The following is a 19,508-nucleotide window of genomic DNA, read 5'->3' on the forward strand; positions in this document are numbered from 1 at the left end:
CACCGCCGCCGCCTGCCCGGCGCCGCTCAGCGCACGAAGTACAGGCCGCTGAACTGCGGAACACAGCGCTCGGGAAAGCCCGGCAGGTACAGCGAGCGCTCGAGCACCGGCCATTGGTCGCGCAGGACGTAGCCGCGCGCCTCGATCTCTTCGACGTACTGCTTACGGTTGTAGACGTGCACCGGCGAGAAGCAACCGGCTCCGATGTTCTGCGCCGTGACGTAGTCCTGGCCGTCATGCAGCGGGAGCTTGTTCAGCAGGAGATAGCGCGGCCGCACCGCGCAATGCCGAAGCAATTCGCCGGGACGCGCGTTCTCGAAATACTGCAGGGAACCGGCGGCGATCCAGATGTCGTCGCCACCGCCCATGACATGTTCCAGGTCGCCCGTGAAGCTCAGGCCATCGGCCTCGGCCCCGGGGCGCCCGACCATGTCCCGACCGATCGATGCGATGGCCGGCACTTCGACGACACGCCACGACAAGTCGCGCGGCATCTCGACATAGCGGCGATAGGCGTAGAAGTGCACGCCCACCGAGCCGCCGATGTCGAGCACCCGGTTGGCGCCATCCCTGAACGCGCGGTCGAGCCACCACATCACGGGGTAGTCGTAGGGGAACACCCTCTTCGTGCGCACGTCCACGTACTCGGCCGCGAGCGCCGCGTGGTCGAACTCCGGGCTGGCCGGCAGCCAGTCGCGCGCCTGCGCGAAGGAATCGAACACGCCGAAGTAGCTGCCGAACCCGGCTTCGGAAAGAAACTGCTGGCGACGCCAGCGCAGCAGCGCCGGGCGGGTGACCGGCCCCTCGAGGATTTGCCGTACGACTTGCGAGGCGCTGGAGTGAGTCACGTCCTTCTCCATCATTCCGCCGGAAAGCGGAGCCTGTCCAGCGTAGAGCCACCACCTGACTGCCAGCACACCGCCGCCATGCCGGCGAGCGGCCATGAAAAAACCCGCCGAAGCGGGTTCTTTCGAGAAGGCCGGAACAGGTCCGGCATCGGGATGGGTGACTTACTTCTTGGCCGCTTCGTTCTCGGCCGTGCCCGGCACCTTCTCGCCGATCGCCTTGCCGGCGCTGCGCATGCCGTCGGCCGTCTTGTGGCCGGCCGTTTCCACGGCGTCGCCGGTCTTCACGGCCGCCTTCTTGGTGGCGGTGGTGGCCTTCTTGGTGGTGTTCTTGGTCGCGTTCCAGGCCTTCTTGGTGCCGCGCTCGGTAGCGTTGGCTGCCTTCTTGGTGCCGCTCTTGGTGGCATCCCAGGCCTTCTCTGCGCCGCTTTCGGTGGCGTTCACGGCCTTCTTGGTCGTGCTCTTGGTGGCGTCCCAGGCCTTTTCGGTGCCGCGTGCGGTCGCATCGACGGCGTCCTTGCCGGCTTCCTTCACCTTCTCGGTGGTCGTGGGCTCGGCCGCGGTGGTCTGCGCGATGGCCGACACACCGATGGAGGCCAGCGCCAGTGCGAGCGCGACGGGCAGGGTACGAACAAAAGATGTGGTCATGAAAGACTCCTTTTTTGAGTGAAGTGCGGAGTGACGACAGTGCCACTGGACAACCAACGTCACTTCGAACTTCAAGGATGACAGCAAAAAGGGCCCGATGACCTGCGCTGGCGCAACTCGGGAACTTGGCCTACGCGGCGGGCGGACGCCCCTCCGACACGTTCAGCAGACTTTGGAGCTTCGGCAGGGCTGCCACCGCATTGCGCGTGGTGTTTTCGGCCAGCGACGCGATGTCGATGCCCCGCAGCTGCGCGACCACTTCGGCGATGCGCGGCAGCTCGCCGGGCTCATTGCGGCCCTGCGCCTGGCCCGCGTCGCGCTGCGCCTGCGTGCGGTACAGCCAGTGCGGCTGGATGTCGGGCGCGTCGGTTTCCATCACCAGCGCGTCCATCGGCAAAGTGGCCGCGAGGCGGCGCAGCTGCAGCGCGCGCTCGAAGGTCACGGCGCCGCCGAAGCCCAGCTTCAGGCCGATCTCGATGCAGGCCTGCGCCTGCTGCTCGCTGCCGTTGAACGCGTGGGCGATGCCCTGCCACGGCCGCCCGCCCGCGGTCTGGCGCAGATGCTTGAGCACCTTGTCGACCGACCGCCGCACATGGATGAGCACCGGCAGCCCGTGCTTGCGCGCCAGTTGCAACTGAGTGTGAAAGAAGCGTTCCTGTCTATCGGCGTCCAGGCCTTCGACGAAGTAGTCGAGCCCGATCTCGCCGACCGCCACCAGGCGCGGGTCGTCGCGCCGCGCGTGCAGCTCGTCGTCGAGCGTCTGCAGGTCCGCATCGCTCGCCTGCCCCGTGCACAGCGGGTGGATGCCCAGCGCGTAGGCGTCGCCCTGGGCGTGCGCCAGCGCGCGCACGGTGGCGAAGTTGAAGGCCGCCACCGCCGGAATGACGCACAGCACCACGCCCTGCGCCGCCGCGCGGGCGCGGATGACGGGCATCTCGGCACCGAATTCGGGCGCATCAAGGTGACAGTGGGTATCGACAAACGCAGCCATCGCGCGATGATGCCCGAAGGGATGCACAGGCGCGGAAAGCGTGCTACTGTGAACTCCTTCACGCGTCCTTTTTTGCCGGAGGTGCTCCGATGCGCAGGCCCGCTTTCTACAGCCGCTCGCCCCGCACGCTGCCGCCGGCCGCAGCACCGGCGGCCGGGTCGCCGGCGGATGCCGCGGCTGTGGCCGAGGCCGACGCCGTGCAAGCCCCACCCCCTCGCGCACGCTGGCAGCCGGGCCGCCGCGCCTTCGCCCTGCTCACCGTCAGCTGCATCGCCATCGCCGCCGGCGGCGCCTTCTGGGCACCGCGCCCGGGCGCCAAGGCGCTCACGCAGAAAGACATCGACGCCGCCGTGCTGCGCACGCTGCAGACCGCCACCCTGCCCTCGCCCGCGGCCAAGGCGGCCGACATCGTGCGGCCCTCGGTGGTGCGCGTGGTGGGCTACGGCCCCGAGAAGGCCACGCCCGAAGCCAAGACCCAGAAGCGCGGCCGCAACATGGCCAAGGGCAAGCCGCCCGAGGCGCCCGCCGACGGCGGCACGCCGGGCGAGGTCGAGCGCGGCGTCGGTACCGGCGTGGTGATCGTCGACAAGGGCGTGATCCTCACCAACCTGCACGTGGTCGCCGGCGCCGAGAAGATCAAGGTCACCTTCGCCGACGGGCTCGAAGCGGTGGCCGTCATCACCGGCGTGCAGCCCGAGAACGACCTGGCCGTGCTGCAGGCGCAGAAGATCCCGGACGACCTGATTCCCGCCGTGATGCGCTCCACCGCCGACCTGCGCTCCGGCGACCAGGTGGCGGCCGTGGGCTTTCCCTTCGGCATCGGGCCCTCGGTGTCGGCCGGCGTGGTGTCGGGCCTGAAGCGCTCCTTCCGTTCGCCCGAGGGCAAGCAGGAGCTGGGTAACCTGATCCAGTTCGACGCCGCCGCCAACCCCGGCAATTCGGGCGGCCCGCTCATCAACATGGACGGCGAGGTGCTGGGCATCGTCACCGCCATCCTCAACCCGACGCAGCAGCGCACCTTCATCGGCATCGGCTTCGCGGTGCCGATCGAGAACGCCGCCTCCGCGGCTGGCTCGCCGCCTTTCTGATTTCTTCGAAAGCCCTTCGCATGAGCACAGAAAACCCGACCTCGTCGACCTTTGCAACCGCCCCCGCCACCGCCGAGCTGATGGAGCAGATCCTCTACGAGGTGAAGCGCGTGGTCGTGGGGCAGGACCGCTTTCTCGAGCGCGTGATGGTCGCGATGCTCGCAGGTGGCCACCTGCTGGTCGAAGGCGTGCCGGGGCTGGCCAAGACGCTCACCATCAAGACGCTAGCCGACACCGTGCGCGGCCAGTTCAAGCGCATCCAGTTCACGCCCGACCTGGTGCCGGCCGACCTCGTGGGCACGCGCATCTACAACCAGAAGACGGGCGAGTTCAGCACCTCGCTGGGCCCGGTGTTCGCCAACCTGCTTTTGGCCGACGAAATCAACCGCGCGCCGGCCAAGGTGCAGAGCGCGCTGCTCGAAGTGATGCAGGAGCGCCAGGTCACCATCGCCGGCGAAACGCACAAGGTGCCGCGCCCCTTTCTCGTGATGGCCACGCAGAACCCCATCGAGACCGAAGGCACCTACCCGCTGCCCGAGGCGCAGGTCGACCGCTTCATGATGAAAGTGATGGTCGACTACCCGAGCGACGAGGAAGAGTTCGTGATCGTGCAGCGCGTGATCGGCCCGGTGGTCTCGGCCACGCCGGTCGCCACCACCGAACAATTGGCCGAGCTGCAGGCCGAGGCGCGGCGCGTGTACGTCGACCCCTCGCTGATCCAGTACGCCGTCAAACTCGTGTCGGCCACGCGCACGCCCGAGAAGCACGGCCTGAAGGACCTGCGCCGCTTCATCACCTTCGGCGCCAGCCCGCGCGCCAGCATCAGCCTCACCGAAGGCGCTCGCGCCCTGGCGCTGCTGCGCGGTCGCAGCTACGCGCTGCCCGAAGACATGAGCGCGCTGGTGCCCGACGTGCTGCGCCACCGCGTGACGCTGTCCTACGAAGGCCTGTCCGAAGGGCTCACGCCCGACGGGCTGATCGAGAAGATCATGAAGGCCGTCCCCGCTCCTCCCAAGCCCCTCGAACATGAAAAGCTGGTGGCGTAAGGCCCCCGAGGCCGCGAACGACGACCGGCTCGCGATCGAAGCCGGCGGGGCCGAACGCGCGCTGCGCCGGCTCGAATGGACCGTGATCCGCCGCCTCGACGGCCTGCTGCAGGGCGACTACCGCACACTCATGCGCGGCACCGGCCTGGACCTGGCCGACCTGCGCGAGTACCAGCACCACGACGACGTGCGCCACATCGACTGGAACGTCACCGCGCGGCTGCAGACGCCGCACGTGCGCGTGTTCACCGAAGACCGCGAGATGGCCGCGTGGTTCGTGCTCGACCTGAGCCGCTCGGTCGATTTCGGCTCGGGCCTGAAGGCCAAGCGCGAGATCTCGGCCGGCTTCGTCGGCGTGCTCGCGCGGCTGCTCACGCGGCACGGCAACCGGGTCGGCGCGCTGGTCTACGGCCGCGACCTCGAGGCCGTGATCCCGCCGCGCACCGGCCGCCGCCATGTGCTGCACCTGCTGCACGCGATGGAAAAGCGCGCGAACCAGGCCGAGGCCGCGCCCGCGCAGAAGGGCATGACGCGCCTGGCCGACCTGCTGACCTCCGCCGCCGCGCTCATGCCGCGCCGCTCCACCGTGTTCGTGGTGTCCGACTTTCTCAGCGAGCCCGGCTGGGAGCGCCCGCTGGGCCAGCTGGTGCAGCGGCACGAAGTGATTGCCGTGCGCCTGTTCGATCCGCTCGAGCTCGAGCTGCCCGACCTCGGCCTGGTGCCGCTGCGCGACGCCGAGACCGGCGAGCAGCTGTGGGTCGACACCCATGACGCGGGGTTCCGCAAACGCTTCGCGCGGCTGGCCGCCGAGCGCGAGACCACCCTGCGCGAGTCGCTGGCCCGGGCCGGCGTCGACGCCCTCGAACTCTCGACCAATGACGATCTGGTCGAAGCCATCGTGCGATTCGCGGACCTGCGCAAGCGCCGGGTCCGCGGCGTCGCAGCGGGTGGCGGGAAGGCGGTGGTGGCGGCATGACATTCCTCTGGCCTCAATTCCTCTGGCTGCTGGCGGCCTTGCCGCTGCTGGTGCTCCTGTATGTCTGGCTGATCCGCCGCAAGAAGAAGATGGCGGTGCGCTACGCCAGCCTGTCGATCGTGCGCGAGGCCATGGGCCCGGGCCAGAGCCTGCGGCGCCACATCCCGCCGCTGCTGTTCCTGGTGGCCATCACCGCGATGCTGGTGGCGGCGGCGCGGCCGATGGCGGTGGTGGTGCTGCCGTCGAACCAGCAGACCATCATCCTGGCGATGGACGTGTCGGGCAGCATGCGCGCGGCCGACGTGCAGCCCAACCGGCTGGTGGCGGCGCAGGAGGCGGCCAAGAGCTTCATCAAGGACCTGCCGCGCCACGTGAAGGTGGGCATCGTCGCCTTCGCGGGCAGCGCGCAGGTGGCGCAGCTGCCCACCACCAACCACGACGACCTCGTGACGGCCATCGACAGCTTCCAGCTGCAGCGCGCGACGGCCACGGGCAACGCCATCGTGGTGTCGCTGGCCACGCTGTTTCCCGACGCGGGCATCGACATCTCGCAGTTCAGCGCACCCAGCCGCCAGCGTGGCATCCCGATCGACCAGAACGAGAAGCAGCTCAAGGAGTTCACGCCCGTGGCGCCCGGCTCGTTCACCTCGGCCGCGATCATCATGCTGACCGACGGCCAGCGCACCACCGGCGTCGACCCGCTCGACGCCGCCAAGGCCGCGGCCGACCGCGGCGTGCGCATCTACACGGTGGGCGTGGGCACGGTCGACGGCGAGACCATCGGCTTCGAAGGCTGGTCGATGCGCGTGCGGCTGGACGAAGAAACGCTCAAGGCCATCGCCAACAAGACCAGCGCGGAGTACTTCTACGCCGGCACGGCGAGCGACCTGAAGAAGGTCTACGAGACGCTGAGCTCCAAGCTCACCGTCGAGAAGAAGGAAACCGAGATCTCCGCGCTGTTCGCGCTGGGCGCCGCGGTGCTCACGCTGCTGTCGGCGGGGCTGTCGCTGCTCTGGTTCAACCGGATTCTTTAGCGGCGTTTTCTTCCTGTGCCACGGCGGGCGGCAGCTTCACCGCCCCCACCCCGCCCAGGAACAGGTCGGCCACGATCGGCGCGATGGCCGCGTGGTCGAGCCGGCCGCCGGGCTTCATCCAGGTGAACATCCAATTGATCATGCCGAACAGCAGCATGGTCAGCGGCTTGGCGAGCTCGTCGCTCGGTGCGCCGGGGCGCAGCGCCGACACGGCGCGCGCAAAGCCCGCGACCACGGCGCGCTCCTGGTCGAGCACGCGCTCGCGGTCCTCGTCCTCGAGAAAGCGCACGTCGTCGGTCAGCACGCGGTGCGCGTCCTGCGCGCCGGCGTACTCCTCGACGATGCGGTAGATGAAGCGGCGCAGCCGCTCCTCGTCGGTGGACGGCTGGGCCTCTTCCTCGGCCACCAGCGCCGCCAGCTTCGAGACGTGCGTCTCGGCGATGCTGATGAGCAGGCTGCTCTTGTCCTTGTAGTAGTGGTAGAGCGTGGCCTTCGACAGGTTGCAGGCCTCGGCGACCTGGTTCATCGAGGTCGCGGGGTAGCCGCGGCGGGCGAACAGCTGGGCGGCCTGCGCGAGGATCAGTTCGCGCTGGTCGTCGTAGGTGGCGGATCTTCCACGCGGCATCGGGTCTTCTTCCTGGGTTGTCTGTCGGTTGCTGGCGTGCAGCAGGCTCGATCTTGCATGAAGCCGCAGAGCTATCCGCGGCGGGTGGCGATCAGGGATTTCACGTCGGTGGCGGGCAGGCGCGGCCTGTCTTTTTCCACCTCGGCGAGCGGCGCCACCTCGTGCAGGCTGGCCAGACTGCGCACCGTCAGCGCCTGGTAGGTCTGCGTGCCTTCGAGCTTCCAGGCGATCTCTTCGTCGCTGAGTTCGCGCCGCACCTTGGCCGGGATGCCCGCCGCGAGCGAACGCGCGGGCACCTTCATGCCGGCGGGCACGAAGGCGCAGGCCGCGACGATGGCTTTCTCGCCCACCTCGGCCTCGTCCATCACCACCGCGTTCATGCCCACCAGCGCATCGCGCCGCACGATGCAGCTGTGCAGGATCGCGCCGTGGCCGATGTGGCCGTTGACCTCCACCACCGTGTCGTTGTCGGGAAAGCCGTGGATGCAGCAGTGGTCCTGCACGTTCGAGCCCTCCTGCAAGACGATGCGGCCGAAGTCGCCGCGCAGGCTGGCGCAGGGGCCGACGTAGCAGTGCGGGCCGACGATCACGTCGCCGATCAGCACGGCCGTGGGATGCACGTAGGCGCTCGGGTCGACGACAGGAATCACGCCGTCGATGGAATAGCTGGGCATTCGGTCTCCTTGTTTTTTCGCGGGCTGCTCGGCCACGCCGGATTCATTCACACCTTCCTAGGGTTTGCCCTGAAGGCATCCCGCTTGTGCCGGAATCGAGGTCGATCCTAAAATCAACCGAACGGTCGGTCAATAGTGTTTACGCACCGAACCGTCCCCACAAAGGATGAAAGAGACACGCATGACTGAGCCTTTGGTACTCATCAGCAACGCCGGCGCCGTCCGCACGCTGAGCCTGAACCGCCCCGCGGCGCTCAACAGCTTCACGACCGGGCTGCACGCCGAGTTGCTGGCCGCGCTCGAAGCCGCTGCCGCCAACAGCAGCGTGCGCTGCGTGGTGCTCACCGGCGCCGGCCGCGCCTTCTGCGCGGGGCAGGACCTGGCCGACCCGTCGGTCGCGCCCGACCCCACGCCGGGCGCCGCGCCCAAGGACCTGGGCCACGTCATCTCTACCTACTACGGCCCGCTGGTCGCGCGCCTGCGCTCGATGCCGGTGCCGGTGGTTGCCGCCGTCAACGGCGTGGCGGCCGGCGCGGGCGCCAACCTCGCGCTGTGCTGCGACCTCGTCGTGGCCGGCCGCTCGGCCAGCTTCATCCAGGCCTTCACCAAGATCGGCCTCGTGCCCGACACCGGCGGCACCTGGCTGCTGCCGCGCCTCGTGGGCCCGGCGCGCGCGCTGGGCATCGCGATGCTGGGCGACAAGCTCCCGGCCGAAGAAGCCGCGCGCATCGGCCTCATCTGGCAGTGCGTGGACGACGCGGCCCTGGCCGACACCGCCGCCGCGCTGGCGGCGCGCCTGGCCGGCATGCCCACGCGCGCACTCGTGGCCACCCGCGAAGCGATGGCCGCCGCGCAAAACCTCGACCTGGGCGCGGCACTTGCCGAAGAAGCGCGCATCCAACGCGAGATGGGCAATGCCGACGACTACCGCGAAGGTGTCGAGGCTTTCCGCGCCAAGCGCGCCCCGGTGTTCAAGGACCGCTGAGATGACCGACGCTTCCCGCACCCCGCAACAGACCGCCGAGTACGTGCGCGACGGCATGTTCGCGAACGACAACGCCAGCAAGGGCCTGGGCATGCGCATCGTGGAGGTCGGCCCCGGCCAGGCCACGCTCGAGATGCGCGTGCGCCCCGACATGCTCAACGGCCACGCCATCTGCCACGGCGGCTTCATGGCCACGCTGGCCGACTCCACCTTCGCCTTCGCCTGCAACTCGTACAACGAGCTGACCGTGGCCTCGGGCTTCGCCATCGACTTCCTCGCGCCGGCGCGCGAAGGCGACGTGCTCACCGCGCGCTGCTTCGAAGTCTCCAAGGCCGGCCGCACCGGCGTGTACGACACCGAAATCACCAACCAGCGCGGCGAGCGCATCGCGATGTTCCGCGGACGCTCCTACACCGCCAAGGGCCGCCCGGCCGTCCCGGCCGCTTGAGGAGACACAACACCATGACCGTGAAACGCCCCGCCCCCGGCGACCTCGAGCCGATCGAAACCGCCAGCCGCGACGAGATCGCCGCCCTGCAGCTCACGCGCCTGCGCGCCACGCTGCGCAACGCGTATGACAACGTACCGCACTACCGCCAGGCCTTCGATGCCAAGGGCGTGCACCCCGACGACCTGAAGTCGCTGGCCGACCTGTCGAAATTCCCGTTCACGGTGAAGACCGACCTGCGCGACAACTACCCCTTCGGCATGTTCGCCGTGCCGCGCACGCAGGTCGCGCGCATCCACGCGTCGTCGGGCACCACCGGCAAGCCGACCGTGGTGGGCTACACGAAGAACGACATCGACACCTGGGCCGACCTGGTCGCACGCTCGATCCGCGCGGCGGGCGGACGGCCCGGCGACATGATCCACGTCGCCTACGGCTACGGCCTCTTCACCGGCGGCCTGGGCGCGCACTACGGCGCCGAGCGCGCCGGCTGCACCGTCATCCCGATGTCGGGCGGCCAGACCGAGAAGCAGGTGCAGCTCATCCAGGACTTCAGGCCCGACATCATCATGGTCACGCCCAGCTACATGCAGGTGATCATCGAGCAGTTCGAGCGCCAGGGCCTCGACGCGAAGGACAGCTCGCTCAAGGTCGGCATCTTCGGCGCCGAGCCGTGGACCGAGGCCATGCGCCGCGACATCGAGACCCGTGCCGGCATCGACGCCGTCGACATCTACGGCCTCTCCGAAGTGATGGGCCCGGGCGTGGCGAGCGAATGCGTCGAGAGCAAGGACGGCCCGGTGATCTGGGAAGACCACTTCTACCCCGAGATCATCGACCCCGAGACCGGCGAGCTGAAGGCCGACGGCGAAGAAGGCGAACTGGTCTTCACCTCGCTGAGCAAGGAGGCCATGCCCATCGTGCGCTACCGCACGCGCGACCTCACGCGCCTGCTGCCGCCCACCTCGCGATCGTTCCGCCGCATGGGCAAGATCGTCGGGCGCAGCGACGACATGATGATCATCCGCGGCGTCAACGTCTTCCCCACGCAGGTGGAAGAGATCGTGCTCGCGCACAGCGCCCTCACCGGCCTGTACCAGGTGCGCGTGAGCCGCGAGGGCCTGCTCGACCAGGTCGAGGTGCACTGCGAGCTCACACCGCACGAAGCCGCCGCGGCCGACCGCAACGCCATTTCCGAGTGGGTGCAGCACCGCGTGAAGACGCTCATCGGCATCTCCACCCGCGTGGTCGTGCACGGCCCCGACGAAATGGAACGCACGCAGACCGGCAAGGCCCGGCGCGTCGTCGACACGCGCCCGCGCTGAGCGCCCGCGCCCCCACACACCGCACCGAAAGGACACGCACATGTACACCCAGGCCATGGACACGATGGGCAAGGACGCAGGCGACGGCAAGCAGAAGGCCGTGCGCTCCGCCGACGAGCTGCGTCTCGAGGAACGCTTCGACGCGCGCATCGACGCCGGCGACTTCATCGAGGCGAAAGACTGGATGCCCGAGCACTACCGCAAGACGCTGGTACGCCAGATCAGCCAGCACGCGCATTCGGAAATCGTCGGCATGCTGCCCGAGGGCAACTGGATCAGCCGCGCGCCCACGCTCAAGCGCAAGGCCATCCTGCTGGCCAAGGTGCAGGACGAAGGCGGCCACGGCCTGTACCTGTACGCCGCCGCCGAAACGCTGGGCACCTCGCGCGACCAGATGTTCGACGCGCTGCACACGGGCAAGGCCAAGTACAGCTCGATCTTCAACTACCCCACGCTCAGCTGGGCCGACATGGGCACCATCGGCTGGCTGGTCGACGGCGCGGCCATCATGAACCAGGTGCCGATCTGCCGCTGCTCGTACGCACCGTATGCGCGCGCCATGATCCGCATCTGCCGCGAAGAGAGCTTTCACCAGCGCCAGGGCTATGAAGCACTGCTGACGATGATGAAGCAGGGCACCGAGGCGCAGAAGGCCATGGTGCAGGACGCGGTCAACCGTTGGTGGTGGCCCTCGATCATGATGTTCGGCCCGCCGGACGACCAGTCGCCCAACTCGGCGCAGTCGATGCGCTGGGGCATCAAGCGCTTCAGCAACGACGAGCTGCGCCAGAAGTTCATCGACGCCACCGTCGAACAGGCCGCGATCCTCGGCGTGACGCTGCCCGACCCCGACCTCAAGTGGAACGAAGAACGCCAGGCGCATGACTTCGGCGTCATCGACTGGAGCGAATTCTGGCGCGTGATCGCCGGCGACGGCCCCTGCAACCGCGAACGCCTGCAGGCCCGCGTCGATGCCTGGGACGACGGCGCCTGGGTGCGCGAAGCCGCGATGGCCCACGCCAACAAACAACCTCTGAAGGAAGCAGCATGAGCACCGAAGTGAAGCAAGAGTGGCCCCTGTGGGAAGTGTTCGTGCGCAGCAAGGCCGGCCTGGACCACAAGCACTGCGGCAGCCTGCACGCGGCCGACCCCAAGATGGCGATCCAGATGGCGCGCGACGTCTACACGCGCCGCCAGGAAGGCAGCAGCATCTGGGTGGTGCGCTCCGACCAGATCGTGGCCAGCGACCCGGGCGACAAGGACATGTTCTTCGACCCGGCCGAAGACAAGGTGTACCGCCACCCCACCTTCTACGCACTGCCCAAGTCCGTGGACCACATGTGAGCCAGGAACGGCACGCCATGCAAGCCTCGATCGAACTGAACCGCACGCCCGCCGTGCACTACCTGCTGCGCATCGGCGACACCTGCCTGGTGCTCGCGCAGCGCCTGGGCGAATGGTGCGGCCACGCACCGGTGCTCGAAGAAGACATCGCGATGGCCAACATCGCGCTCGACCTCGTCGGCCAGGCCCGCGCGGTGCTCACGCACGCCGGCCAGCTCGAAGGCGCTGATCGCGCGCACGACGAAGACCAGCTCGCCTACCTGCGCGACGAGCGCGACTACTTCAACCTCACGCTGGTCGAGCTGCCGCGCGGCGACTTCGCCTTTGCCGTGCTGCGCAACACCATGGTCGCCACGCTGCTCAAGCTGCTGTGGCAACGCCTGGCCGCGTCGAGCGACGCCGAGGTGGCCGCCATCGCCGGCAAGGCGCTGAAGGAAGCGCGCTACCACCAGCAGCACTCGGCCGACTGGGTCGTGCGCCTGGGCGACGGCACCGACGAATCGCGCCGCCGCACCGAGAAGGCACTCAAGCAGCTGTGGCTCTACGTGCCCGAGCTGTTCGACAGCGACGACGTCGATGCGCAGGCCAGCGCCAGCGGCCTCGGCCCGGCCTGGAGCGAACTGCGCGAACCGTGGCTGGCCGAGATGCAGCAGGTGCTCGACGCCGCCGGCCTCGCCATGCCGAAGGAAGCCGCGTTCCGCAGCACCGGCAAGCACGGCGTGCACAGCGAGCACATGGGCTACATCCTGGCCGAGATGCAGCACCTGCAGCGCAGCTTCCCTGGAGGCGTGTGGTGATGAACGCCGTGGCGTCGCGCATTGATGCGGCGTGGGCCGTGCTCCATTCGGTGCCCGACCCCGAGGTGCCGGCCGTGTCGGTCTGCGACCTGGGCATCGTGCGCGAGGTGATCGAGCACGACGACGGCCTGGAGATCGTGCTCACGCCGACCTACTCCGGCTGCCCCGCGACCGAAGCCATCGAGCACGACGTGCTGGCCGCCATCGAGAACGCAGGCCTCGGCCGCGCGCGCGCCACGCTGCGCCGCGCGCCCGCCTGGACCAGCGACTGGATCAGCGACGAAGGCCGCGACAAGCTCAAGGCGTACGGCATCGCGCCGCCCGCGCACCTCACGCCCGAGCAGGCCTCCAACACCGCCATGCCGATCAAGCTCTTCGGCCGCATGGCCGGCGAGCGCATCGCCTGCCCGCGCTGCGCGAGCGAGCGCACCGAGCGCCTGTCGGCTTTCGGCTCCACCGCCTGCAAGGCCCTGTACCGCTGCATGGCCTGCCGCGAACCCTTCGAACATTTCAAGCCTATCTGAGGCACGCCCACGATGAGCACCCTCTTCCACCCCCTGCGCGTGAAGGCCATCGAGCCCGACACGCACGAGGCCGTCATCGTCTCGTTCGAGGTGCCGCCGGCGCTGCGCGAAGTCTTCGGCTTCACGCAGGGCCAGTACCTCACGCTGCGCCATGACATCGACGGCCAGGACCTGCGCCGTTCCTATTCGATCTGCGCCGGCCTCGACGACGGCGAGCTGCGCGTCGGCGTGCGCAAGGTGCGCGGCGGCGTGTTCTCCAACTGGATCAACGCCCACCTGCAACCCGGCGACAGCCTGCAGGTGATGGCGCCGCAAGGCCGCTTCTTCGTGCCCATCGAGCCCGAGGCCGCGCGCCACCACGTGGGCATCGCCGGCGGCAGCGGCATCACGCCGATCCTGTCGATCATGAAGACCGTGCTGGCGCGCGAGCCCAAGAGCCGCTTCACGCTGATCTACGGCAACCGCCAGCTGCAGTCCACGATGTTCAAGGAAGAGATCGAGGACCTGAAGAACCGCTACATGACGCGGCTCGTGCTGCAGCACGTGTTCTCCGACGAGCACACCGATTCGCCGCTGGGCTTCGGCGTGATGAACCGCGAGAAGATCGGCGAGTTCCTGGCCTCGGTGGTGCCCGCCGCGCAGATCGACCACGTGTACGTGTGCGGCCCTTTCCAGATGAACGACGAGGCCGAGGCCGCGCTGCTCGCCGCGGGCGTGCCCGAGGACCGCATCCACATCGAACGCTTCGGCGTCGCGCTGCCCTCGGCCAGCCAGGTCGGCGCGGTGGTGCACGAGGCGCAGCCGGGCGATGCCAAGCAGGCGCGCGTGACCATCGTGCGCGACGGCCTGCAGCGCGAGATCACCTACACCGAGGGCCAGCCCAGCATCCTCGATGCGGCGTCGGCGGCCGGGCTCGAGGTGCCGTTCTCGTGCACCTCGGGCGTGTGCGGCACCTGCCGCGCGAAGTGCGTGGACGGGGAAGTCCGCATGGAAAGAAACTTCGCGCTCGACAAGAATGAGGTGGCCGCGGGATTCGTGCTGACCTGCCAGGCCCACCCCCTGACCGAACGCGTCACGCTGTCCTTCGACGAGCGTTGAACGCACGGCTTTTTCCTCGGCCTTTCCCCTTTCAACCCGGAGACAAACCAACCATGAAATTCTTCAAGCCCCTGCTGATCGCCGCCCTGTGCGCCACGGCCCTGTCGGCCTGGGCCGACGTCAACGTCGGCGTGACCATCTCGGCCACCGGGCCGGCGGCGTCGCTCGGCATCCCCGAGAAGAACACCATCGCGCTGATGCCCAAGACCATCGGCGGGCAGAAGATCAACTACATCGTGCTGGACGATGCCTCCGACACCACGGCCGCCGTGAACAACACGCGCAAGCTGATCGCCGAGAACAAGGTCGACGTGATCCTGGGCTCGACCACCACGCCGGCCTCGCTCGCGATGATCGACGTGGCCAGCGAGGCGCAGACGCCGATGATCTCGGTGGCCGCCTCGGCCCGCATCATCGAGCCGATGGACGCCAAGAAGAAGTGGGTCTTCAAGACACCTCAGAACGACATCATGATGTCGCTGGCCATCGCCGAGCACATGGCCGCCAACGGCGTGAAGACCGTCGGCTTCATCGGGTTCTCCGACGCGTACGGCGAAGGCTGGTCGCAGGAATTCGCGAAAGCCGCCGACCTGAAGAAGATCAAGATCGTGGCCAACGAACGCTATGCGCGCTCCGACACCTCGGTCACCGGCCAGGCGCTGAAGCTCATGTCGGCCAAGCCCGACGCGGTGCTGGTCGCCGGCTCCGGCACACCGGCCGCGCTGCCGCAGAAGACGCTCAAGGAGCGCGGCTACACCGGCAAGATGTACCAGACGCACGGCGTGGCCAACGCCGACTTCCTGCGCGTGGGCGGCAAGGACGTGGACGGCACCTTCCTGCCGGCCGGCCCCGTGCTCGTGGCCGACCAGCTGCCCGCCAGCAACCCGGTGAAGAAGTCTGCGCTCGCCTACGTCGCCGCCTATGAAGCCGCCTACGGCAAGGGCACGGTCTCGACCTTCGGCGCGCACGCCTGGGACGCGGGCCTCCTGATGAGCTCGGCCGTGCCGGTCGCGCTGAAGAAGGCCCAGCCGGGCACGCCCGAGTTCCGCGCCGCCCTGCGCGATGCGCTCGAGCAGACCAAGGACGTGTCGGGCGCGCACGGCGTGTTCAACATGACCGCGGCCGACCACCTGGGCCTGGACCAGCGCGCCCGCGTGATGGTCAAGATCGAAAACGGCGCCTGGAAATTCCAACCCTGAGCCATCCCCCTTCCAGGGGCAACACCTGAGGGCCGGCGAAGCCGGTTCCTCGGTGTTTCTGGAACAGGCCACGATGGTGTTCGTGGCAACGACCGCAACGACGGTCGCTCTTGATCTGATCTGACGCACGGGCCCGGCCCGAAGGTTTTCATATGGACTTGCAGATTGCCCTGTTGCTGGGGCAGGACGGCATCGTGAACGGCGCGGTCTACGGACTGATGGCGCTCGCGCTGGTGCTGGTGTTTTCGGTCACGCGCGTGATCTTCATCCCGCAGGGCGAGTTCGTCGCCTTCGGTGCGCTCTCGATGGCGGCGCTGCAGGGCGGGCGCACGCCGGCCACGCTGTGGCTGCTGGTGGCGCTGGGCGTCATGGCGCTGGCCGTGGAGGTGTGGCGCTGGAAGCGCGGCGCGACCATCGACTGGCGCTCGGCCTTCACCTGGTGCGTCGCCTTCCCGGCGATCGCCGCGGTGCTGGTGCTGGGCCTCAAGCCCACGTCGATGACGATGCAGGCGGTGACCACGCTGGTGCTGATCGCGCCGCTGGGCCCGTTGCTCTATCGCCTGGCGTACCGTCCGCTGGCCGATGCCACGGTGCTGATGCTGCTGATCGTCTCGGTCGCGCTGCACGGCGTGCTGGTCGGCCTGGGCCTGTTCTTCTTCGGTGCCGAAGGTTCGCGCACCACGCCGTTCTCCGACGTGCGCTTCGATATCGGCGGCATCCCCGTGAGCGGGCAGTCGCTCGTGGTGGTGGGCGTCACGCTGCTCTTGGTGATCGCCATGTTCTGGTTCTTCGGCCGCTCCATGGTCGGCAAGGCGCTGCGCGCCACGGCCATCAACCGCGTGGGCGCGCGGCTCTCGGGCATTCCCACCGAGCTGTCGGGCGACCTGAGCTTTGCGCTCGCGGCGCTCATCGGCGCGGTGTCGGGCCTGCTGATCGCGCCGATCACCACGGTCTACTACGACACCGGTTTTCTCATCGGCCTGAAGGGCTTCGTGGCCGCCATCGTGGGCGGGCTCGCGAGCTACCCGCTGGCGCTCGCGGGCGCGTTGCTGGTCGGCCTGCTGGAGGCCTTCTCTTCGTTCTGGGCCAGCGCGTACAAGGAAGTGCTGGTGTTCACTTTGATCATTCCGGTGCTGTGGTGGCGTTCGCTGCGCAGCCACCACGTGGAGGACGAGGAATGAGCGCGCCGTCGACTTCATCTTCGCCCGCCACCGCCGCGCACGCGGGCCGTCCGCTGGTCACGCCGCGCACCCTCACGCTGGTGTGCATCGTGGCGCTCGCGCTGGCCTGGGGCTGGCTGCCCGACTTCACGGTCGCGGTGCTCAGCAACATCGGCCTGTATGCCTTGGTGGCCGCCGGGCTGGTCATGCTGACCGGCGTGGGCGGCATGACCTCCTTCGGCCAGGCCGCGTTCGTCGGCATGGGCGCGTATGCCACCGCGTGGATCTGCACCTCGCCCACGGCCGCGGGCTGGTTGGGCGGCATCGCCGGTTCGGCGCTGGTGCCGTGGCTCGGCCTGCTGCTCGGGCTGGTGCTGACCTTCGCGCTGGCCTGGGCGCTCGGCGCGGTCACGCTCAAGCTGTCGGGCCACTACCTGCCGCTGTGCACCATCGCCTGGGGCCTGAGCCTGTACTTCCTGCTCGGCAACATGGAGTTCCTGGGCGGCCAGACCGGCATCACGGGCGTGCCGCCGCTGGTGGTCGCAGGCATCTCACTGGCCTCGCCGCGCGCACTCGGCGTGGTGATCTGGGCCGTGCTGCTGCTGGCGCTGTGGGCGCTGCACAACCTGCTCGATTCGCGCGAAGGCCGCGCCATCCGCGCGCTCAAGGGCGGCCGGCTCATGGCCGAGTCGATGGGCGTCGACACCGCACGCCACCGCATCAAGCTGTTCGTGCTGGCCGCGCTGCTGGCGGCGGTGTCGGGCTGGCTCTACGCGCACATGCAGCGCTTCGTGAACCCCACGCCCTTCAACCTGAACATCGGCATCGAGATGCTGTTCATGGCGGTGGTCGGCGGCGCAGGCCACCTGTGGGGCGCGGTGCTCGGCGCCACGCTGATCACGCTGCTCAAAGAGAAGCTGCAGGACATCCTGCCCGCGCTGCTGGGCACCAGCGGCAACTTCGAGGTGGTGGTGTTCGGCCTCTTGATGCTGTTCGTGCTGCAGCGCTTTGCCGACGGCCTGTGGCCCACGCTGGCGCGGCTCGTGAGCCGCTGGGTGCGGCCGGTGGCCAAGGCGCCCGCCGCCAACGCGGCCGCACCGGCGGCGCAGCTCGCGCAGCGCGTGCTGCCGGCGGCAGGCACGATGCTGCTGCAGGCCGACGCGGTCAGCAAGCGCTTCGGCGGCCTCATCGCCAACAACGACATCTCGATGACGCTGAAGGCCGGCGAGATCCATGCGCTGATCGGCCCGAACGGCGCCGGCAAGAGCACCTTCTTCAACATGATCTCGGGCGTGGACGACCCCAGTTCGGGTGAAGTGCGGCTCGAAGGCGATGCCATGTCGGGCCGCCCCTCGCGCGCCTTCGCGGCACGCGGCCTGGGCCGCACCTTCCAGCACGTGCGCCTGCTGGGCCAGCGCAGCGTGGTCGAGAACGTGGCGCTCGGCGCGCACCTGCGCGCGAAACGCGGCTGGCTCGCCGCGATGCTGCGGCTGGACCGCGCCGAAGAAGCCGCGCTGATGGCCGAGGCCCGCAAGCAGATCGAGCGCTGCGGCCTCGGCGCGCATGCCGACACGCCGGCCGCTTCGTTGTCACTCGGACAGCAGCGCGTGGTCGAGATCGCACGCGCGCTCGCCGGCCAGCCCTCGGTGCTGCTGCTGGACGAACCCGCCGCCGGCCTGCGCCACCTGGAAAAGCGCGCGCTGTCGGAGCTGCTGGGCCAGCTGCGCGCCGAAGGCCTGGGCATCCTCGTGGTGGAGCACGACATGGAGTTCGTGATGAACCTCGCCGACCGCATCACCGTGCTCGAGTTCGGCACCGTGATCGCCACCGGCACGCCGGCCGAAGTGCAGGCCAACCCGCGCGTGCTCGAGGCCTACCTGGGCGGCGCCGACGACGAACTGCTGGAAGACGCCCGATGAGCCACCCGATCCTTCAACTGGAAGACTTCTGCGTCGCCTACCGCACCGTCGAGGCGGTGCACAGCGTGCGCCTGCACGTGAACGAAGGCGAGATCGTCACCGTGATCGGCCCCAACGGCGCCGGCAAGACCACACTGCTGTGCGCGGCCATGGGCCTGCTGCAGTCGACCGGCAAGCTGTCGCTGGACGGCGAGCGCATCGCACGCCCCGGCGTCGAGACCATGGTGGCGCGCGGCGTGGCGCTGGTGCCCGAGCGGCGCGAGTTGTTCGGCGAGATGTCGGTCGAAGACAACCTGCTGCTCGGCGGCTTCTACCAGTGGCGCAAGGGCCAGCGCGACCAGCGCGCGCGCATGGACGAGATCTTCGAGATCTTTCCGCGCCTGAAGGAACGCCGCCCGCAGATGGCCTCCACGCTCTCGGGCGGCGAGCGCCAGATGCTGGCCATCGGCCGCGCGCTGATGGCGCGCCCGCGCCTGCTGATGCTCGACGAACCCTCGCTGGGCCTGGCCCCGCTGGTGGTGCGCGAGGTGCTGCGCGTGGTGTCGCAGCTGCGCAAGCACGGCGTCTCGGTGCTGCTGGTGGAACAGAACGCCCGCGCCGCGCTGCAGGTGGCCGACCGCGCCTACGTGCTCGAGATGGGCGCCGTGGCGCTCGAAGGCAATGCCGGCGATCTGCTGCACGACCAGCGAATCATCGATACCTACCTGGGCATCGGCAACAAGAAATGACCCCCGCGCAGCGCGCGCCCCGCGCCGCTGCGCCATCCCTTTTCAAAGGACACG

Annotated in this window: 21 protein-coding genes; 16 read left to right on the forward strand and 5 right to left on the reverse strand. The window is 68.9% G+C overall.

Translation table 11 applies throughout. The features are described 5' to 3' along the window. Positions 1-26: 26 nt before the first annotated feature. The 3 genes from VHAB30_RS19695 to VHAB30_RS19705 all read right to left on the reverse strand — a co-directional run bounded on the left by VHAB30_RS19695 (position 27) and on the right by VHAB30_RS19705 (position 2,484). Complete coding sequence (locus VHAB30_RS19695; protein ID WP_159278213.1) at positions 27-848, reverse strand: methyltransferase, TIGR04325 family; 822 nt, start codon at positions 846-848, stop codon at positions 27-29. 162 nt (positions 849-1,010) lie between these two features. Further along, a complete protein-coding gene (locus tag VHAB30_RS19700) occupies positions 1,011-1,493 on the reverse strand; it encodes a hypothetical protein (protein WP_159278214.1) in 483 nt (160 codons plus the stop codon). Between the two features lie 130 nt (positions 1,494-1,623). Next, on the reverse strand, positions 1,624-2,484 hold the full coding sequence (locus VHAB30_RS19705; protein WP_159278215.1) for a TatD family hydrolase: 861 nt from the start codon (positions 2,482-2,484) through the stop codon (positions 1,624-1,626). 89 nt (positions 2,485-2,573) lie between these two features. Between VHAB30_RS19705 and VHAB30_RS19710 the strand changes: the two genes are divergently transcribed. From VHAB30_RS19710 to VHAB30_RS19725, 4 genes are read left to right on the forward strand one after another with little or no spacing between them, the layout of a single operon-like run. Then, on the forward strand, positions 2,574-3,572 hold the full coding sequence (locus tag VHAB30_RS19710; RefSeq protein ID WP_159278216.1) for a S1C family serine protease: 999 nt from the start codon (positions 2,574-2,576) through the stop codon (positions 3,570-3,572). A gap of 20 nt (positions 3,573-3,592) precedes the next feature. Then, positions 3,593-4,618, forward strand: coding sequence for an AAA family ATPase (locus VHAB30_RS19715; protein WP_062478613.1), 1,026 nt, complete (start codon positions 3,593-3,595; stop codon positions 4,616-4,618). Then, entirely contained in the window at positions 4,599-5,594 is a 996-nt protein-coding gene (locus VHAB30_RS19720) for a DUF58 domain-containing protein (RefSeq protein ID WP_159278217.1), read from the forward strand. The genes VHAB30_RS19715 and VHAB30_RS19720 overlap by 20 nt, the downstream gene beginning before the upstream one ends. Then, entirely contained in the window at positions 5,591-6,628 is a 1,038-nt protein-coding gene (locus tag VHAB30_RS19725; RefSeq protein WP_062478619.1) for a VWA domain-containing protein, read from the forward strand. The genes VHAB30_RS19720 and VHAB30_RS19725 overlap by 4 nt, the downstream gene beginning before the upstream one ends. Here the strand turns inward: VHAB30_RS19725 and VHAB30_RS19730 are convergent. Together VHAB30_RS19730 and VHAB30_RS19735 are read right to left on the reverse strand one after the other, a co-directional pair. Continuing rightward, on the reverse strand, positions 6,612-7,253 hold the full coding sequence (locus tag VHAB30_RS19730) for a TetR/AcrR family transcriptional regulator (protein WP_139700079.1): 642 nt from the start codon (positions 7,251-7,253) through the stop codon (positions 6,612-6,614). The two genes, VHAB30_RS19725 and VHAB30_RS19730, sit on opposite strands and share 17 nt — an antisense overlap. A gap of 71 nt (positions 7,254-7,324) precedes the next feature. Then, entirely contained in the window at positions 7,325-7,927 is a 603-nt protein-coding gene (locus tag VHAB30_RS19735) for a phenylacetic acid degradation protein PaaY (RefSeq protein ID WP_159278218.1), read from the reverse strand. A 181-nt stretch (positions 7,928-8,108) separates the two neighbouring features. Here VHAB30_RS19735 and VHAB30_RS19740 point away from each other — a divergent pair, with 181 nt between their 5' ends. The 12 genes from VHAB30_RS19740 to VHAB30_RS19795 all read left to right on the forward strand — a co-directional run bounded on the left by VHAB30_RS19740 (position 8,109) and on the right by VHAB30_RS19795 (position 19,454). Beyond that, positions 8,109-8,912: an enoyl-CoA hydratase-related protein gene (locus tag VHAB30_RS19740; protein ID WP_159278219.1), complete on the forward strand. Its 804-nt coding sequence runs from the start codon at positions 8,109-8,111 to the stop codon at positions 8,910-8,912. Between the two features lies 1 nt (position 8,913). Beyond that, positions 8,914-9,360, forward strand: coding sequence for a hydroxyphenylacetyl-CoA thioesterase PaaI (gene paaI / locus VHAB30_RS19745; RefSeq protein WP_062478628.1), 447 nt, complete (start codon positions 8,914-8,916; stop codon positions 9,358-9,360). A 14-nt stretch (positions 9,361-9,374) separates the two neighbouring features. Beyond that, on the forward strand, positions 9,375-10,685 hold the full coding sequence (gene paaK / locus VHAB30_RS19750; RefSeq protein WP_062478630.1) for a phenylacetate--CoA ligase PaaK: 1,311 nt from the start codon (positions 9,375-9,377) through the stop codon (positions 10,683-10,685). Positions 10,686-10,725: 40 nt separating this feature from the next. After that, positions 10,726-11,736 (forward strand): 1,2-phenylacetyl-CoA epoxidase subunit PaaA, encoded by a 1,011-nt coding sequence (paaA, locus tag VHAB30_RS19755; protein ID WP_159278220.1) that lies wholly within the window; start codon positions 10,726-10,728, stop codon positions 11,734-11,736. Further along, positions 11,733-12,029, forward strand: coding sequence for a 1,2-phenylacetyl-CoA epoxidase subunit PaaB (gene paaB / locus VHAB30_RS19760; RefSeq protein WP_062478634.1), 297 nt, complete (start codon positions 11,733-11,735; stop codon positions 12,027-12,029). Before paaA ends, paaB begins: the two co-directional genes overlap by 4 nt. Before the next feature lie 17 nt (positions 12,030-12,046). Further along, positions 12,047-12,826 carry a 1,2-phenylacetyl-CoA epoxidase subunit PaaC gene (gene paaC, locus VHAB30_RS19765; protein WP_159278221.1) on the forward strand — a complete coding sequence of 260 codons (780 nt, stop codon included), beginning with the start codon at positions 12,047-12,049 and terminating at the stop codon, positions 12,824-12,826. Beyond that, positions 12,826-13,350, forward strand: coding sequence for a 1,2-phenylacetyl-CoA epoxidase subunit PaaD (gene paaD, locus VHAB30_RS19770; RefSeq protein WP_159278222.1), 525 nt, complete (start codon positions 12,826-12,828; stop codon positions 13,348-13,350). The genes paaC and paaD overlap by 1 nt, the downstream gene beginning before the upstream one ends. Before the next feature lie 12 nt (positions 13,351-13,362). Next, entirely contained in the window at positions 13,363-14,448 is a 1,086-nt protein-coding gene (gene paaE / locus VHAB30_RS19775) for a 1,2-phenylacetyl-CoA epoxidase subunit PaaE (RefSeq protein ID WP_062478643.1), read from the forward strand. Between the two features lie 53 nt (positions 14,449-14,501). Continuing rightward, a complete protein-coding gene (locus VHAB30_RS19780; RefSeq protein ID WP_070063655.1) occupies positions 14,502-15,647 on the forward strand; it encodes an ABC transporter substrate-binding protein in 1,146 nt (381 codons plus the stop codon). Positions 15,648-15,799: 152 nt separating this feature from the next. Beyond that, positions 15,800-16,828, forward strand: coding sequence for a branched-chain amino acid ABC transporter permease (locus tag VHAB30_RS19785; protein ID WP_062478648.1), 1,029 nt, complete (start codon positions 15,800-15,802; stop codon positions 16,826-16,828). Then, positions 16,825-18,726, forward strand: a complete 1,902-nt coding sequence (locus VHAB30_RS19790) for a branched-chain amino acid ABC transporter ATP-binding protein/permease (protein ID WP_159278223.1) — start codon at positions 16,825-16,827, stop codon at positions 18,724-18,726. The genes VHAB30_RS19785 and VHAB30_RS19790 overlap by 4 nt, the downstream gene beginning before the upstream one ends. After that, positions 18,723-19,454, forward strand: coding sequence for an ABC transporter ATP-binding protein (locus tag VHAB30_RS19795; RefSeq protein ID WP_062478652.1), 732 nt, complete (start codon positions 18,723-18,725; stop codon positions 19,452-19,454). Before VHAB30_RS19790 ends, VHAB30_RS19795 begins: the two co-directional genes overlap by 4 nt. Positions 19,455-19,508 lie beyond the last annotated feature (54 nt).

The organism is Variovorax boronicumulans, assembly GCF_009811375.1.
GTDB lineage: Bacteria > Pseudomonadota > Gammaproteobacteria > Burkholderiales > Burkholderiaceae_C > Variovorax > Variovorax boronicumulans.